An 18131-nucleotide genomic window follows, 5' to 3' on the forward strand; every position below is an offset into this window, starting at 1 on the left:
AACAGTGAAGCGTTTTAAGTAAAGGTTAGTACTTAGATGAAAAAAAAATAAAAAAAAGTTTGCGTGTATTGTGAAATGTTCTATATTTGCACTCTCAAATTAATGATGGCCCATGGTGTAACTGGCAACACGTTGGTTTTTGGTACCAAAGAGTCTAGGTTCGAGCCCTAGTGGGCCAACAACAAACCCCAATCTTGAAAAAGGTTGGGGTTTTGTTATTTTATATGTTTTCTTAACTATAGGTATTCGGCAGTGTGATTTGTGATTTTCTTTCCTTTTAATATTATATAATGTTTGTTATTAGTGTGTTAAGATGGTTTTTGTCTTGTTGCTCTTTTAATGTTTATATGCTGTTGTATTTAAGTGTTGTTCTATTTTTAAAATGCGAATTCATTTTTCTGTTCTCGACTCCGCTCGAACGCCCTGGGGAAATAAGTTGTTGTAATTCGGTCTTCGAGCGGAGTCGAGAAGCGTATGTGATAAGCTAGAGTTTAGTGATTAATTAGGCGTCGTTCATCTTCAAATTAATATGTGATAAGGGAATCGTTATAATGATTGTTCTCGACTCCGCTCGAACACCCTGGGGAAATAAGTTGTTTTACTGTTTAGATGGTAGCTAGAAAAGCTGGTGTAAGATTGGGGATTTAAATTTAAACGGTCTTCGAGCGGCGTCGAGAAGTGTATGTGTTAAACTAGAGTTTTACAGTTAAGTGGTGCAATTAGTCTTTGTTGTTACCATTTTAAAGAGGCTATTTTTATAAAAGTTTGTTCTCGACTCCGCTCGAACACCCTGGGGAAATAAGTTGTTTTACTGTTTAGATGAGATCTAGAAAAGCTGTTGTAAGATTGGGGATTTAAATTTAAACGGTCTTCGAGCGGCGTCGAGAAGTGTACGTGATAAGCTAGAGTTTAGTAGTTAAAGGATGTTGTTCATTATCAAATTAAAATGAGATAAGGACATTCTTCTTAGACTCTGTTCTCGACTCCGCTCGAACGCCTTGGGGAAATAAGTTGTTATTACTGTTTAGATGTAATCTAGAAGAGCGGTTGAAAGATTTGGGATTTAAATTTAAACGGTCTTCGAGAAGAGTCGAGAAGCGTGAATTGTTATCTTGAACTTACTAATTAAACGGTGTAGTTAGTCTTTGATAAAAATGTTACAGAGGATGTTTTTATAAACTTTGTTCTCGACTCCGCTCGAACGCCTCAAAAAAAAACATAGCATTTTAAGTGATAAAATAATATATTCGTAAGACTATTAATTAATCTAAACAATTTAAAAATGAAAAAAATTTTACTTGTATTAACAGTATTATGTGCTTTTAATATGACTGCACAGGATGCTGAGATGGAAGCTTTTAAGGATTTGTATAATTCTGAAAAGAAAACCGTTATTGGAGAGTACTTAGATTTAGATGCGACGAAAGCGATGACTTTCAATAGTATTTATGATGCGTATACTTTAGAGCGTAGAGATGTGGCGAGTACTCGTATGTCGCTTTTAGAAACGTATGTAGACCAATACGAAACCTTAACCGATGAGCAAGCCGATGCATTGGTTAAAGAAACATTTGCGGTGAGAGCGAAGAATGAAAAACTTCAAAAAAAATATTATAAAAAAATTAAAAAGGAGCTAGGAGCAAAAACGGCGTCTCAATTTGTACAGTTCGAGCGTTATGTGCAAACCTCGATAGATGAGGTGTTGCAAGAAGCATTGCCTTTAATCGGTGAGAAGTAGTCCTTTAAACAAACCAAATTTTAAAACCACCTTAGCGAGGTGGTTTTTTTTATATGTGATTATTAGTTTTTCTGTACTAATCAGAATGATTTTCTGTTAGTTTGTGAGGGCTAGGTAGTGAGACATGTGGTTTGATTTTGATAATAAAAAAAGCGCATAATTATTGTAATTAGGCGCTTTTTAAGAATTTGTTGTTTATTATATTTTAAAAGTAATCACTGGTCTAATAGCGTGATTCACGATGTCTTGGCTAATGCTTCCGTTAAAGAAATGAGCAATACCTTGTCGGCCAGTTGTGCTTATTCCAATAATGTCGGCATCGATATCTTCAGAGAAATTTAGAATTCCTTTTTCTACTGTGTCATCATTGTAAATGTTTATAGTGTAATTTGTGAAATCCGAATGTTCAATAAAATTAGCAATACGTTTTTTTGCTTCGGTAGTCGAAGAAAAATTATTTGGTGTATTTACTAATAACAAGTGGATTTTAGAGTCGAATTTTTTAGCAAATTTAACTGCTTTTTTATAGGTGTGGATGCTGTTAAACTGAAAGTCAGAAGCAAAAACTAGGTGATCTGTCTTAAATTCTTGTTCGTTTTCTTTTATAACTAAAACAGGAACTTTAGAGGTGCGAACTACTTTTTCGGTGTTCGATCCAATAAATATTTCCTTAAATCCTGAAGCGCCATGCGAGCCCATAACAATTAAATCTATATCTAGTTCTTCGGCAGTTTCGTTTATACCGGCAAAAGTCGAGTCGGTTTTTATGGAATGGTGTATGGTAATGTTGTCTAAGAAATCCTGAGATAACAGTTCGTTAAAGCGTTTCGCTGCAAGTTTTATAAAAAATAAAGCTTCAGGAACTTCACTGGTAGACTGGTGTGTTTTGTCTAATTCTGTGTTAGGAAGATCTATCATATGGACGAAGAAAATTTCGGAACCAAATTTTGCAGCAATTTTGGCCGCTGTTTTTGTTGCAAACTCAGCTTCTTTCGAAAAATCTGTTGGGACTAATATGCGTTTCATGATTGTATTTTTTGGAGTTAAATAACTATATAAAAATACGGATAAAAATTGGTATTTGAAAGCTTGTAATTGTCAAAAAAAAAGTTGTATATTTGCCCCGTTGTAAGAAAAAAGAATATGCGAGGGGACAGAGTCCCCTCTTTTTATACTAAAAAATGTTTAGAACAACTGTTGAGAATTTATTAGAAAGCGCCTTACAAGAACGAAATGATTTGTTTTTGATTAGTTTAACTGTTTCTGGAGAGAATGCTGTAAAGGTAATTATCGATGGAGATGAAGGTGTGAGTGTTGAGGATTGTATGTTTATTAGTAGAGCTATAGAGCATGATATAGATAGAGAAGAACACGATTTTTCACTAGAAGTTATGTCGGCAGGAGCAGCGTCTCCTCTAGTACAGAGCAGGCAGTATGCTAAAAATATAGGGAGAACACTAGAGGTTAAAACCCAAACAGATACAATAGAAGCTGTTTTGGTAGATGCTAATGAAGACGAAATAGTTTTGGAATGGAAAGCTAGAGAGCCTAAACCAGTAGGGAAAGGTAAAGTTACGGTTCAGAAAAAAGCAAATATTTCTTATAGCGACATAGTAGAAGCGAAAGTTATGATTAAATTTTAATTCAAAAGAGTTATGGAAAATCTTGCGTTAATTGATTCTTTTTCAGAATTTAAGGACGATAAATTAATAGATCGTGTAACGTTAATGGCGATTTTAGAGGATGTTTTTAGAAATGCCTTGAAGAAAAAGTTTGGAGACGATGATAATTTTGATATTATTATAAACCCAGATAAAGGTGATTTAGAAATATGGAGAAACCGTATTGTAGTTGCCGATGGTGAAGTGGAAGAGCCTAATCAAGAGATTTCATTAAGTGAAGCTCAAAAAATTGAGCCTGATTTTGAAGTAGGAGAAGATGTTTCTGAAGAAGTGAAGTTAATAGATTTAGGTCGTCGTGCTATTTTAGCATTACGTCAGAATTTAATTTCTAAAATTCACGAACATGATAATACTAATATCTACAAGCAATTTAAAGATTTAATTGGAGATATTTATACTGCTGAAGTGCACCATATACGTCACAAAGCAATTATTTTATTAGATGATGAAGGTAACGAAATCATCTTACCAAAAGAGAAACAAATTCCATCGGATTTTTTCCGAAAAGGAGATAATGTTAGAGGAATAATTGAAAACGTAGAGTTAAAAGGAAGTAAACCAGGCATTATTATGTCTCGTACATCACCTTTATTCTTAGAGAAATTATTCGAACAAGAAATACCAGAAGTTTTTGACGGATTAATATCTGTTAAAAAAGTAGTAAGAATCCCTGGAGAAAAAGCTAAAGTAGCTGTAGATTCTTACGATGATCGTATAGATCCAGTTGGTGCCTGTGTAGGTATGAAAGGATCTAGAATTCACGGCATTGTTCGTGAATTAGGTAACGAAAATATAGACGTTATCAATTATACAAATAACCTGCAATTGTATATCACTAGAGCGTTAAGTCCAGCGAAAGTGACATCGATTAAAATTGATGAAGAAAACAAAAGAGCAGAAGTTATTTTAAAGCCTGAAGAAGTAAGTAAAGCCATTGGACGTGGTGGACACAACATTAGATTAGCTGGTCAATTAACTGGTTATGAGATTGATGTGTTTAGAGAAGGCGCAGAAGAGGATGTTGAGTTAACAGAATTTTCTGATGAGATTGATAAGTGGATTATTGATGAGTTAAGCAAAGCTGGGCTTGATACAGCAAAAAGTGTTCTTGAGCAAGATGTAGTAGATTTAGTGAAAAGAACCGATTTAGAAGAAGAAACAATTAACGAAGTTATTAGAATTCTTAGAGAAGAGTTTGAAGAATAACTTATATTTGGAGTATATTAAAGGCAATTTATGGCTGAAACAATAAGATTAAATAAAGTTTTACGTGAGTTAAACATCTCTATCGACCGTGCAGTAGATTTTTTGGAATCTAAAGGTATGGAAATCGATAAGCGTCCTACCACAAAAATTTCTCAGGAAGTATACAACGTACTTTCTGGCGAATTTCAAACGGATGCTAATAAGAAGGTGGCCTCTCAAGAAGTAAGTGAAGCAAAGCTGAAAGAAAAAGAAGCCTTGCGTGAACAGCGCGAGCGTGAACTTGAAGCAAAACAAAAAGAAGAAGCTAAGAAGGAAGAAGCAAGGAAAGAGCAGGAAGTAGTAAAAGCCAAAACAACGCTCTCAGGTCCGAAACAAGTAGGAAAGATCGATTTAGATCCAAAACCTAAACCTGTTTCTAAACCAACAGAGAAAAAGGAAGAACCTATTCAACCAAAAACTGAAGACGTAAAGCCTAAAGTTGTTGCTCCTCAAGCAGAAGCTGTTAAAGCAGAAGAAGTAAAGGAAGTTAAAAAGGAAGAAAAACCTGTTGTTAAAGCTGATGTTGTTCCTGAGAAAAAGGAAGAAAAACCTGCTGTTAAACAGGAAGAAGCTAAAGTTCAAGACACACCAAAAGTGGAACACAAGCCAAAACCAGTTACTCCACCTTCGCAACCTACAAAATCTACGCCACCTCCAACTACTCCAAAACCTGTTCAAGAGGTTAAGAAAATAGAAACTCCAAAAACATCTGAACCCGTTAAAAAAGAAGAGCCAAAAGCTGAAGAAGATAAACCGGTAGATGAGCGTATAGAAACGAAATATACTAAACTTTCGGGACCAAAAATCGCAGGAGAAAAAATAGATTTATCTCAGTTTAATAAGCCTAAAAAGAAACCAGTTGCTAAAGCTGGCGATAATGCTGCGGCCAATAAAAGAAAACGTCGTCGTATTAGTAAACCTGGAGATAACAAGTCTACTACTGCTAAACCAGGAGGAACTGCTGGAGGACCAGGAAGACAAGTTAGACCAAGTACTTATAAAGGTAAAAGACCGGGTGGACCAGGTCAAGCTAGACGTCCGATTGTAAAAGAGGAACCTAGTGAAGCAGATGTTCAAAAACAAGTTAGAGAAACCTTAGAGAAACTTCAAGGGAAATCTAGTAAAGGTAAAGGTGCTAAGTATCGTAGAGATAAAAGAGATCACCATAGAGAACAAAGTCAGAAAGATCTAGATCAGCAAGAAGTAGAAAGCAAAATCTTAAAAGTAACAGAATTTGTTACGGCTAGTGAAGTTGCTACCATGATGGATGTTTCGGTAACACAAATTATCTCGGCTTGTATGTCGTTAGGTATGATGGTTACCATGAACCAGCGTTTAGATGCAGAAACACTTTCTATTGTTGCAGACGAATTTGGATACCAAGTAGAGTTTGTAACTTCAGATCTTGAAGATAATATAGAAATCGTTGAAGATAAACCAGAAGATTTAATTGAACGTGCGCCGATTGTTACGGTAATGGGTCACGTAGATCACGGTAAAACTTCATTATTAGATTATATCCGTAAGGAAAACGTAATTGCCGGGGAATCTGGAGGAATTACACAGCATATTGGTGCTTATGGAGTACAGTTAGAAGGCGGACAAAAAATCGCATTCTTAGATACACCAGGTCACGAGGCCTTTACAGCCATGCGTGCTCGTGGTGCTCAGGTTACCGATTTAGCAATTATTGTAGTTGCTGCCGATGATGATATTATGCCGCAAACAAAAGAGGCGATTGCACATGCTCAAGCAGCAGGTGTGCCAATTATCTTTGCGATTAACAAAATAGATAGACCTGCAGCGAATCCAGAACGTATTAAAGAACGTCTGGCACAAATGAACTTATTAGTAGAAGATTGGGGTGGTAAAATACAATCTCACGATATTTCTGCAAAAGTAGGAACAGGAGTAAAAGAATTATTAGAAAAGGTATTACTTGAAGCCGAATTATTAGAGCTTAAAGCCAATCCAAATAAAATGGCGTCAGGAACTGTTGTAGAAGCATTCTTAGACAAAGGTCGTGGTTACATATCTACGATTTTAGTACAAGCAGGAACATTAAGAATTGGTGATTACGTATTAGCTGGTAAAAACAGTGGTAAGATAAAAGCCATGCATGATGAACGTGGTAACGAGGTTAAACAAGCTGGACCAAGTACGCCTGTATCTATTTTAGGATTAGATGGTGCGCCACAAGCGGGTGATAAATTCAATGTATTTGAAGACGAACGTGAAGCAAAACGTATTGCTACTAAACGTACACAATTACAACGTGAGCAATCCGTACGTACACAACGTCATATTACTCTAGATGAAATTGGTCGTCGTATTGCTTTAGGTGACTTCCAAGAATTAAACATTATCCTTAAAGGGGATGTGGATGGTTCTGTTGAAGCATTAACAGATTCATTCCAGAAATTATCTACTGAAGAGATTCAAGTAAATATTATTCATAAAGGTGTTGGTGCCATTACAGAAAGTGATGTGTTATTAGCTTCTGCATCAGATGCGATTATTATCGGATTTAATGTAAGACCAATGGGTAATGCTAGAGCCATGGCAGATAAGGAAGAAATAGATATCCGTACATACTCAATTATCTACGATGCTATTAACGATCTTAAAGATGCTATGGAAGGGATGTTATCTCCAGAGCTTAAAGAAGAGATTACTGGTACTGCAGAAATTAGAGAAATCTTTAAAGTATCTAAAATCGGAAGTATCGCCGGTTGTATGGTTACTAACGGTAAAATTATTAGATCTTCAGGAGTGCGTTTAATTAGAGATGGTGTAGTTGTATACACTGGAGAATTAGCGTCGCTTAAACGATTTAAAGATGATGTTAAAGAAGTATCTAAAGGATATGATTGTGGTATGCAAATTAAGAACTACAATGACATTAAGGAAGGCGATGTAATCGAATCGTTCCACGAAGTAGAAGTAAAAAAGAAACTTAAATAAGTTTTATATATAGTAATAAAAAAGGCGACCATTTGGTCGCCTTTTTTTGTGCTTTTAAATTATAATAATGTTCGGATTTTAATTGGTCTTTACCTGAGATTATTCTATTTAAAACAATGACATATGTCATTGTTTTAAATACTGCCCATTATCGACCATTATAAGGTGAAAAACGGAAGGAATCTTTACCCTAGTTTTTCGACTTCGGTTTAAAGATAAAACCGTTTGGATACTTCTCTTTTATTTCAATTAAGGCACGATCTGCCTCTAATCGGGTTCTAAAACTACCCACCCAGATTTTATAGTTAGGTGTCTCGTAAACTAAGGTGCCTTCCCATTGGTTAAATGCGTTCTTATACTTGCTTAACGTGCTTTCTGCATCGGCCCGGTTTCCAGAGTATAGCTGGATTTTATAGCGATCAGTAGCATTTTCGTCTTTATTCATTTCCTTTTTAACATTCAGTAGTTTTGTAATTTTTTCGTCCTGATTAATAACAATATTACTTTGTTGTGAAAAGGTTTTCGTAGATAATGCAAACACGGATAACCCGGTTAGTGTAATAAGCTTTATATTCAATAATTTCATTTTCAAGTTATTTGCTACAAATGTAAATGTTATTCGTATAAAGATATAATTATTTTTTATTTAGAATTTTTCTAAATTACATTTAACGGTTCTATAACGTTTTTACAATCCACTTTAAATGTTATTTTTGTTCCAAATTTTATAACTGATTTTTATCTGCTTTAGATTAGTAAGTCATTCAAAAGTTAAGAAGTTAATTCAACAAATAATATGAAACAGGTGATTCACCGTAAATTAAGCAAAAACATCTTCCGTTTAGCTATAGTTATCTTACTTGCGTTTACAACCTCTCTTTCGGCTCAAGGCGACCCGGCAAAAGGAAAAGCATTGTTTAATTCTAATTGTGCTGCTTGTCACCAGTTAGATAAAAAAATGACAGGACCTGCTCTTCGTAATATTGAAGCACGTTTAAGTGATGAAGCAGGAGTTGATAAAGAATGGATACATTCTTGGATCCGCAACAGTTCAGGACTTATTAAGTCTGGAGACGAATACGCCAATAAAATCTTTAATGAGTATAATGGTGTTCCGATGACAGCGTTTCCTCAGTTATCTGATGAAGACTTAGATAATATCTTAGCCTATACTGCAGAAGAAAAAGCCGCTCCGGCTCCAGCAGCAGCAGGTCAAGTTGGAATGTCTAAAGCTAGTGGTGAAGGCGACAGCATTTCTAATAAAATTATATTAGGAGCATTAGTGCTTTTATTTGGTTTATTAGCGATGGCTTTAATTTTGGTAAGACAAACTTTAAATCGCTTTGCTGAAGCTAAAGGTGTAACTGTAGAAAAATCTACACGCTTACCACTTTGGAAAGCGTTTGTGCAAAATCAGTTTCTAGTTTTAGTTACTGTGGTTATCTTATTATTAGTGGGAGGTTACCATGTGTATGGTTTTATGATGCAGGTAGGTGTAGACCAAGGGTACGAGCCAGTGCAACCAATTCACTACTCTCATAAAATTCACGCAGGAGATAACGGTATCGATTGTAAGTACTGTCACTCTTCAGCTAGAGTTAGTAAAACATCAGGTATACCATCTTTAAATGTATGTATGAACTGCCACAAGTCTATTTACGAAGTAGCAGAAAGTACAGCAACTCCAGAATACAGCAAAGAGTTTTACGATGGCGAAATTCAAAAGTTATACAAAGCTGTTGGTTGGGATGATACCGAGCAAAAATATACAGGAGAAACGCAACCAGTAAAATGGGTGAGAATTCATAATTTACCAGATTTCGTTTACTTTAACCACTCGCAACACGTTACTGTTGCAGGTGTAGATTGTCAGACATGTCATGGTCCTGTTCAGGAAATGGAAGTTATGTATCAGCATGCTCCATTAACAATGGGATGGTGTATTAACTGTCACAGAGAAACAAATGTAAAAGTTAAAGACAACGATTACTATACAAAAATCCACGAAGAATTATCTAAAAAGTACGGTGTTGAGGAGCTTACAGCTGCTCAGATGGGAGCTTTAGAATGTGGTAAGTGTCATTATTAATTTATTTAAGAAGTAATTCAATTATACAATATGTCATCAAACAAGAAATACTGGAAAAGTGTTGAAGAGCTAAACGAAAACAGCTCTATTGTTGAGGCGCTAAAGCAAAACGAATTTGTTGAAGAAATTCCTACGGACGAGTTTTTAGGTGATAAAGCAACGCTTGCATCATCTTCTACTACACGAAGAGATTTCTTAAAATATGTTGGTTTTAGTACAGCCGCCGCTTCGCTTGCAGCTTGTGAAGGGCCAGTTATTAAATCGATTCCCTATGTAGTTCAGCCAGAACAAATAATTCCTGGTGTTGCTAATTACTATGCAACAACGATTGCAGATGGTTTTGATTTTGCTAGTGTTTTAGTTAAAACACGTGAAGGACGTCCTATTAAAATTGAGAACAATTCCTTAGCAAAAACTAATGGAAGTGCTAACGCAAGAGTTAATGCTTCGGTATTAGGTTTGTATGATAGTTTAAGAGTTCAAGGTCCAACTAAAGCAGGAAACCCTGTGTCTTGGACTGATTTTAATGCTGAAGTAGCTTCTAAATTATCTAATCTTAGTAGTGCTGGAAAGGAAATTGTGTTGTTAACACAAACATTTTCTAGTCCATCTACAGAACGATTAATTAATACGTTTAAAGAAAAATACGGTAAAGTTCGTCACGTAGTTTATGATGCCATTTCGGAATCTGCAGCTTTAGACGCTTACCAAGCAAAATATGGCCGTCGAGCTTTAGCTGGTTATGATTTCGCCCATGCAGAAACTATTGTTTCTTTTGGAGCCGATTTTATAGGTGACTGGCAAGGTGGAGGTTTTGATGCAGGTTATTCGGCAGGACGTATTCCTCAAGAAGGAAAAATGTCTAAGCATATTCAGTTTGAAGCTAATATGTCTTTAGCTGGTGCCAATGCAGATAAGCGTGTGCCTGCAACTCCAAGTCAACAAAAAATAGCTTTAGCTAAGTTGTATGGAAATATAACTGGAACTTCGGTTTCTGGATCACTTCCAGCACATATGGAAGCGGCAGTTAAAAATGCAACATCTCTACTTAAAAAATCAGGTAGAGCAGGTGTAGTTGTTACAGGAATTCAGGATGTTAATGCGCAAGCTTTAGTATTAGAAATTAATGCCGCTTTAAATAGTAGAGCATTTAAACCAAGAGTTCCAATCTTAACAAGACAAGGAAACGACAAAGATGTTGCTCAATTAGTGGCAGATATGAAAGCTGGTCGTATTGGTGGTATTATTATGAGTGGAGTAAATCCATTATATAGCTTACCAAACGCAGCAGACTTTGCAGAAGGATTAAAGAAAACAGAATTGGCTGTAACGTTCTCGATGAAATCGGACGAAACAGCTTCTCAAACAGAATATTTAGCTGCAGCACCTCATTATTTAGAGGCTTGGGGTGATGTAGAATTAAGACGTGGACATTATGCGTTAACACAACCAACTATTCGTCCCTTATTCGATACAAAACAATTTCAGGAGGCTTTATTAACATGGACAGATAATTCAATGTCTTACCATGATTATATTAAAGAAACTTGGAATGCCAATATTCTAGGTGGTGCATCTTTTAACCAAGCAATACATGATGGTTCTTTTATAGCAGGATCACTTGGGGCATTAGTTAATGGTGTTTCTAATACAACAATTGAGGAAACCAAAACTGTTTTAAAAGATAAAAAACAAAGAACTTGGGCTGGTAACGTTATTCATGAGGCAGCTGTAGGAATTGGTTTAGTCGATGAAGATAAAGATGAATTTATTACGTCTACTACAACAAGAAATTCACCAAATGCAAATCCAATTTTAGGAGGTGAAGGTTTTGTTATTAATGAAATTTCTGGATCAGCAGCAGCTTCAGCATTAGTTGGCTCTGCAAAATCTGAAGGTTTAGAATTAGTATTATATTCTAAAGTAGGAATGGGAGATGGTCAACAAGCCAACAACCCATGGTTACAAGAATTTCCAGATCCAATTACAAGAACATCTTGGGATAATTACTTAACGGTTTCTAAGGCCGATGCAGAAGCATTAGGGTTATCAAACAGAAATGTTGCTAATGGTGGTCTTAATGGTAGTTATGCTAGTGTAACGGTAAATGGTACGACTTTAGAAAAAGTACCTGTACTTATTCAACCAGGTCAAGCTAAAGGTTCTGTAGGTTTATCATTTGGTTATGGTCGATCTGCTGGATTAAAAGAAGAAATGCAAACGGGTGTAAATGCGTTTACGTTATACCAAAATTTTAATACAATTCAGAATGTTAGTGTAAGTGCTGTAGGTGGCGAGCATGAATTTGCTTGTGTACAGTTACAAAATACATTAATGGGACGTGGCGATATTATTAAGGAAACTACTTTAGAGATCTTTAATACAAAAGATAAGCGTGAGTGGAACCCAATGCCAATGGTTTCTCTTAACCACGTTGAAACGCCTGTAACATCTCCTGATGTTGATTTATGGGGAGAATTTGATCGTTCTATCGGACATCACTTTAACCTATCTATCGACTTAAATGCATGTACAGGATGTGGAGCATGTGTTATTGCATGTCATGCAGAAAATAACGTGCCTGTTGTAGGTAAAAGTGAAATTCGTCGTAGCCGTGATATGCACTGGTTACGTATAGATAGATATTACTCTTCAGACGAATCGTTTGAAGGTGATAACGAGAAAAAAGAAGGGTTCTCTGGTTTATTTGGAGAGAAAGGATCTTTAGGAGGATTTGGAGAATTAGAACATCCTTCAGATAATCCACAAGTCGCTTTCCAACCAGTAATGTGTCAGCACTGTAACCACGCACCTTGTGAAACTGTTTGTCCAGTAGCGGCAACTTCTCATGGTCGTCAAGGTCAGAATCATATGGCATATAACCGTTGCGTTGGTACACGTTACTGTGCAAACAACTGCCCTTACAAAGTACGTCGTTTTAACTGGTTCTTATACAATGGTAATGATGAGTTCGATTATCATATGAATGATGATTTAGGACGTATGGTATTAAACCCTGATGTAGTAGTACGTTCTCGTGGTGTAATGGAAAAATGTTCTATGTGTATTCAAATGACACAAAAAACAATTCTTGATGCTAAGCGTGACGGACGTGAAATTAAGGACGGAGAATTCCAAACAGCATGTTCTGCAGCGTGTAGCAGTGGTGCCATGGTATTTGGAGATGTAAACGACAAAGAAAGTAAGGTAGCACACCTTAAAGAAGATAATCGTATGTATCACTTGTTAGAACATATTGGAACAAAACCTAATGTGATTTACCAGACAAAAGTGAGAAATACAACAGAAGCATAATTAACGAATTAAGAAATAATTAGATAAGGATATGGCGTCTCATTACGAAGCACCTATAAGAAGACCCTTAGTTACAGGAGAAAAGTCTTACCACGATGTAACTGTCGATGTAGCAAGACCTGTAGAAGGAAAAGCAAATAAATTATGGTGGATAGTTTTTTCTATTTCATTAGTTGCTTTCCTTTGGGGAATAGGATGTATATTATACACAGTATCAACTGGTATTGGAACTTGGGGTTTAAATAAAACCGTAGGTTGGGCCTGGGATATTACTAACTTCGTTTGGTGGGTTGGTATTGGACATGCGGGAACATTAATTTCTGCGGTACTTTTATTATTCCGTCAAAAATGGAGAATGGCAATTAACCGTTCTGCTGAAGCCATGACTATCTTCGCGGTTTTCCAGGCAGGTTTATTTCCAATTATTCACATGGGTCGTCCATGGTTAGGATACTGGGTATTACCAATTCCAAACCAATTCGGTTCGTTATGGGTAAACTTTAACTCACCTTTACTTTGGGATGTATTTGCAATTTCAACGTATTTATCTGTATCATTAGTTTTCTGGTGGACAGGTTTATTACCAGATTTCGCGATGTTAAGAGACCGTGCAGTAAAGCCTTTCCAAAAGAAAATCTACGGATTATTAAGTTTTGGATGGTCTGGTAGAGCTAAAGACTGGCAACGTTTCGAAGAAGTATCTTTGGTACTTGCAGGTTTAGCAACTCCTCTTGTACTTTCTGTACACACCATTGTATCTTTTGACTTTGCTACTTCTGTAATTCCAGGATGGCACACTACAATTTTCCCTCCTTACTTCGTAGCAGGGGCGGTATTCTCAGGATTCGCTATGGTAAACACACTTCTTATCATCATGAGAAAAGTGTGTAACTTAGAAGACTATATTACAGTACAACATATCGAATTAATGAACATTGTAATCATGATTACAGGTTCTATTGTTGGTGTGGCTTATATTACAGAGTTATTTATTGCTTGGTATTCTGGTGTAGAATACGAACAATATGCTTTCTTAAACAGAGCAACAGGTCCTTATGCATGGGCTTATTGGATGATGATGTCTTGTAACGTATTCTCTCCACAGTTTATGTGGTTTAAGAAATTAAGAACAAGTATTATGTTCTCTTTCTTTATTTCGATCGTGGTAAACATCGGGATGTGGTTCGAGCGTTTTGTAATTATTGTAACATCGTTACACAGAGATTACTTACCATCGTCTTGGACAATGTTCTCACCTACATTTGTGGATATAGGAATATTTATTGGAACAATAGGATTCTTCTTTGTACTTTTCTTATTGTACTCTAGAACATTCCCTGTAATTGCACAAGCAGAGGTTAAGACTATTTTAAAGTCTTCAGGAGAGAGTTACAAAAAAATTAGAGAGCGAGGAGATAGTTTAGTAGGTACTGGTGCAGATGCAAGAACCTCTGGAGCTTCAGTTAATAATTCAAAAAACTAAGAGTAGCATATGGAATCTTCAAAAGTTATTCACGCTATTTATACAGACGACGATATTTTAATGGCTGCCGTTAAAGATGTACGTTTGGCAAAACACCATATAGAAGAAGTATATACACCGTTTCCGGTTCACGGACTAGATAAAGCAATGGGATTAGCTCCAACACGTTTGGCTATCACAGCTTTTATATACGGATGTATTGGTTTAACTGTCGCAACACTTATGATGAATTTCATTATGATTGAAGACTGGCCACAAGATATTGGTGGTAAACCAAGTTTTAGTTATCTAGAAAACATGCCGGCGTTTGTGCCTATCATGTTCGAACTTACTATATTTTTTGCAGCGCATTTAATGGTTATTACCTTTTACTTACGTAGTAAAATATGGCCTTTTAAAGAAGCAGAAAATCCAGACCCAAGAACTACTGACGATCATTTTTTAATGGAAATCGCTGTGGCTAATAACAATGAACAAGAAATTGCAGAATTGTTAAAAAGTACAGGTGCAGTAGAAATTAACTTAGTAGATAAAGCACATTAATACAGACCAATGAAAAGCTTAATAAAAATATTTGCAATAGCCGTAGTTTTAATATCTGTCGTTTCATGTCAAGAAAATGGTAGACCAAACTATCAGTTTATGCCTAACATGTACGAGTCTGTTGGTTATGAAACTTATAGTGAATCTACTGCTTTTAGAAATGGTGTAGAAGCGCAATTACCTGCAGAAGGATCAGTTGCAAGAGGACATATCCCGTTTGAAATCGCTAACGATTTAGAAGGATACAATTTGGCAAAGGAAACGTTAATGAGTCCTTTAGATTCAACTCAAATTGATACTAAAAGAGGAAAAGAATTATACGATATCTATTGTGGAATTTGTCACGGTATGAAAGGAGATGGACAAGGTACTCTTGTAAAAAGAGAAAAAATTCTTGGAGTTCCTAAGTATGATGACGCTGGACGTAATATTACTGTTGGTAGTGTATATCACACTATTTATTATGGAAAAAATGCCATGGGATCTTATAGCAATCAATTGTTAGAAGAAGAGCGTTGGCAAGTAGCTGCTTATGTTATGGAACTAAAAGCAGATTTAGAAAAGTAAGTCGATTAGATAAAGATTATATATAGATATGTACACACTTTCAAATAAATTAAGAACATTTTCTTTCGCTCTAATAATCTTAGGATTTATAGGGGTAGTATATGGTTTTATGTCTTCTCATAAATCTTTAGACGAAGTAAAAACTATGTTAGCCGATGAGGCTGCACATCACGGTGGTGGACATGCAGTAGATGAATCTACTCACGTTGTCGATGCACATGATATGCATGCAGAAGCTGATGCTCATCATGGCGATGCGCACGCAGAGCATGTGCAACATCAAATAGCAAATAGACCGTGGTCTGCATTGTATGTAGCTGCTTTCTTTTTTATGATGATTGCATTAGGCGCTTTAGCATTTTACGCATTACAATACGCATCTCAAGCAGGATGGTCTCCGGTGCTCTTTAGAGTAATGGAAGGAATCACAGCTTATTTATTGCCTGGAGCTATCATTGTACTTTTAATTGCAGTGGCTTCTGGTACTATTGGGCATTACAATTTATTTGTATGGATGGATCCTGAAGTGGTTGCTCACGATAAATTACTTCAAGGTAAAGCCGATTGGTTAAATATTGGTTGGTTTGCAGTAAGAGGTTTAATTTTTATCGCGGGTTGGTCTTTATACAGACACTTCTCTCGTAAATATTCTATCGCACAAGATGATGCAGATGATAACCGATTCTTTAAAAAGAACTTCCGTATTTCTGCAGGATTTTTAGTATTCTTTATTTATTCAGAATCTATTATGTCTTGGGATTGGATTATGAGTGTAGATCCACACTGGTTTTCAACATTGTTCGGATGGTACGTATTCGCTAGTATGTTTGTAAGTGGAATTACTGTAATTGCACTAGTTACAATCTACTTAAAATCTAAAGGGTTATTGCCATTAGTTAACGATAGTCATATTCATGATTTAGCTAAATTTATGTTTGGTATTAGTGTGTTCTGGACGTACTTATGGTTCTCTCAATTTATGCTTATTTGGTATTCAAACATTCCAGAAGAGGTAACATATTTTGTAACACGTATAGAAGATTATAACTTACCGTTCTTTGGAATGGTAGCCCTAAACTTCCTTTTCCCTTTATTAGTTTTAATGAATAGTGATTACAAACGTGTAAATTGGTTTGTTGTAATGGCTGGTGTTGTTATTTTATTCGGACATTATTTAGATATTTTCAACATGATTATGCCTGCAACTGTAGGAGATAGATGGTTTATTGGAATACCTGAAATAAGCTCGGTATTATTATTCGCAGGATTGTTTATATTTATCGTATTTACAGCCTTAACCAAAGCACCATTACTTGCAAAACGTAATCCTTTAGTTAAAGAAAGTGAACAATTTCATTATTAAGCAACGCGCAAGTAACAGTATTATATAAAGAACAACAAGAACGAGTATGACTGCTTTATTTATAATTTTAGTATTAGTATTTATAACAATTGCCATCTGGCAAATGGTTAAGATTTTTGATCTGGCTCAAGTGGGATTAGAACAAAACGACCAAATTGCTACAGATAAGGACAATACTTTGAATGGTTATCTGATGATAGGATTCTTAGCTTTCATTTATATCATTACAATTGTTTGTGTGGTTAAATGGGGAGATTTGCCTTTATTATCTAATTCGGCTTCCGAGCATGGACCTGGAATAGATAACTTAATGATAATCTCTTTAGTGCTTATTTTTGTAGTTCAAACTATCACTCAATTTTTACTTCACTATTTTGCTTTTAAATATAAAGGTGAAAAAGGTCGTAAAGCGTTATTCTTTGCAGATAACAATACCTTAGAAGCGATCTGGACCATTATTCCAGTAATTACTTTGGCGGGTTTAATTATCTACGGATTATTTACTTGGACAAGTATCATGAATGTGAGCGAAGATGACGATCCAATAGTTATCGAGTTGTATGCACAACAATTTAACTGGAAAGCACGATATGGTGGAAACGATAATACATTAGGTAAAGCTAACGTAAGATTAATCGATATCGATAAAGCCAATATCTTAGGTTTAGACGAATCTGATCCGAATGCACAAGACGATATTATTACTTCAGAATTATATTTACCAGTAGGTAAGCCAGTATTATTTAAAATGCGTTCTCAAGACGTATTACACTCGGCTTATATGCCTCACTTTAGAGCACAAATGAACTGTGTTCCTGGTATGGTAACTCAATTTGGATTTACACCTTCAGTAACAACTGCAGAGATGCGTCAGAATCCGGATATCGTTGAGAAAGTAAAGAACATTAACGACATTAGAGTTGAGAATAGTAAGGAATTAGTTGCTAATGGTGAAGACGCCTTAGATGCGTATGAGTTTGACTATTTATTGTTATGTAACAAGATTTGTGGAAAGTCGCACTATAACATGCAAATGAAAATTATTGTAGTAACCCAAGAAGAATATGATGCTTGGCTTAAAGAACAAAAGATTTTCAAAAATTCGTTAGTACAAAATTAATTCAATCCAAAAGATTTAAAAA

The 18131-nt window shown here is 35.7% G+C and carries 13 protein-coding genes and 1 tRNA gene; 12 read left to right on the plus strand and 2 right to left on the minus strand.

Annotated elements, in window-relative coordinates; translation table 11 throughout:
• The first annotated feature begins 106 nt into the window (after positions 1 to 106).
• Both AC0UBM_RS11190 and AC0UBM_RS11195 read left to right on the plus strand, forming a co-directional pair.
• Positions 107 to 179, plus strand: a tRNA-Gln gene (locus tag AC0UBM_RS11190).
• 1103 nt (positions 180 to 1282) lie between these two features.
• Complete coding sequence (locus AC0UBM_RS11195) at positions 1283 to 1738, plus strand: hypothetical protein (protein WP_414036577.1); 456 nt, start codon at positions 1283 to 1285, stop codon at positions 1736 to 1738.
• 198 nt (positions 1739 to 1936) lie between these two features.
• Here AC0UBM_RS11195 and AC0UBM_RS11200 read toward each other — a convergent pair whose 3' ends face one another.
• Complete coding sequence (locus tag AC0UBM_RS11200; RefSeq protein WP_475688688.1) at positions 1937 to 2764, minus strand: universal stress protein; 828 nt, start codon at positions 2762 to 2764, stop codon at positions 1937 to 1939.
• A gap of 155 nt (positions 2765 to 2919) precedes the next feature.
• Between AC0UBM_RS11200 and rimP the strand changes: the two genes are divergently transcribed.
• The 3 genes from rimP to infB are packed head-to-tail and all read left to right on the plus strand — an operon-like array spanning position 2920 to position 7629.
• Positions 2920 to 3381, plus strand: a complete 462-nt coding sequence (gene rimP, locus AC0UBM_RS11205) for a ribosome assembly cofactor RimP (protein ID WP_414036579.1) — start codon at positions 2920 to 2922, stop codon at positions 3379 to 3381.
• Positions 3382 to 3393: 12 nt separating this feature from the next.
• Positions 3394 to 4626, plus strand: coding sequence for a transcription termination factor NusA (gene nusA, locus AC0UBM_RS11210; RefSeq protein ID WP_414036580.1), 1233 nt, complete (start codon positions 3394 to 3396; stop codon positions 4624 to 4626).
• Positions 4627 to 4656: 30 nt separating this feature from the next.
• Positions 4657 to 7629, plus strand: coding sequence for a translation initiation factor IF-2 (gene infB, locus AC0UBM_RS11215; RefSeq protein ID WP_475688689.1), 2973 nt, complete (start codon positions 4657 to 4659; stop codon positions 7627 to 7629).
• 190 nt (positions 7630 to 7819) lie between these two features.
• Here infB and AC0UBM_RS11220 read toward each other — a convergent pair whose 3' ends face one another.
• Positions 7820 to 8215, minus strand: coding sequence for an SPOR domain-containing protein (locus AC0UBM_RS11220; RefSeq protein ID WP_414036582.1), 396 nt, complete (start codon positions 8213 to 8215; stop codon positions 7820 to 7822).
• 210 nt (positions 8216 to 8425) lie between these two features.
• On the opposite strand from AC0UBM_RS11220, the gene AC0UBM_RS11225 reads away from it, so the two are divergent.
• From AC0UBM_RS11225 to AC0UBM_RS11255, 7 genes are read left to right on the plus strand one after another with little or no spacing between them, the layout of a single operon-like run.
• On the plus strand, positions 8426 to 9718 hold the full coding sequence (locus AC0UBM_RS11225) for a c-type cytochrome (RefSeq protein WP_475688690.1): 1293 nt from the start codon (positions 8426 to 8428) through the stop codon (positions 9716 to 9718).
• A 30-nt stretch (positions 9719 to 9748) separates the two neighbouring features.
• The gene (locus tag AC0UBM_RS11230; protein WP_475688691.1) at positions 9749 to 13033 is read left to right on the plus strand and encodes a TAT-variant-translocated molybdopterin oxidoreductase; all 3285 of its coding nucleotides are present in this window, start codon (positions 9749 to 9751) and stop codon (positions 13031 to 13033) included.
• A gap of 31 nt (positions 13034 to 13064) precedes the next feature.
• The gene (gene nrfD, locus AC0UBM_RS11235) at positions 13065 to 14516 is read left to right on the plus strand and encodes an NrfD/PsrC family molybdoenzyme membrane anchor subunit (RefSeq protein ID WP_414036585.1); all 1452 of its coding nucleotides are present in this window, start codon (positions 13065 to 13067) and stop codon (positions 14514 to 14516) included.
• A gap of 9 nt (positions 14517 to 14525) precedes the next feature.
• Positions 14526 to 15059 carry a DUF3341 domain-containing protein gene (locus tag AC0UBM_RS11240; protein ID WP_414036586.1) on the plus strand — a complete coding sequence of 178 codons (534 nt, stop codon included), beginning with the start codon at positions 14526 to 14528 and terminating at the stop codon, positions 15057 to 15059.
• A gap of 9 nt (positions 15060 to 15068) precedes the next feature.
• On the plus strand, positions 15069 to 15626 hold the full coding sequence (locus AC0UBM_RS11245) for a c-type cytochrome (RefSeq protein WP_414036587.1): 558 nt from the start codon (positions 15069 to 15071) through the stop codon (positions 15624 to 15626).
• 28 nt (positions 15627 to 15654) lie between these two features.
• Positions 15655 to 16989: a quinol:cytochrome C oxidoreductase gene (locus AC0UBM_RS11250; RefSeq protein WP_434037044.1), complete on the plus strand. Its 1335-nt coding sequence runs from the start codon at positions 15655 to 15657 to the stop codon at positions 16987 to 16989.
• Between the two features lie 46 nt (positions 16990 to 17035).
• Positions 17036 to 18109 carry a cytochrome c oxidase subunit II gene (locus tag AC0UBM_RS11255; RefSeq protein ID WP_434037043.1) on the plus strand — a complete coding sequence of 358 codons (1074 nt, stop codon included), beginning with the start codon at positions 17036 to 17038 and terminating at the stop codon, positions 18107 to 18109.
• The last annotated feature ends 22 nt before the right edge of the window (positions 18110 to 18131 follow it).

This window comes from Formosa sp. F44 (genome assembly GCF_056238645.1).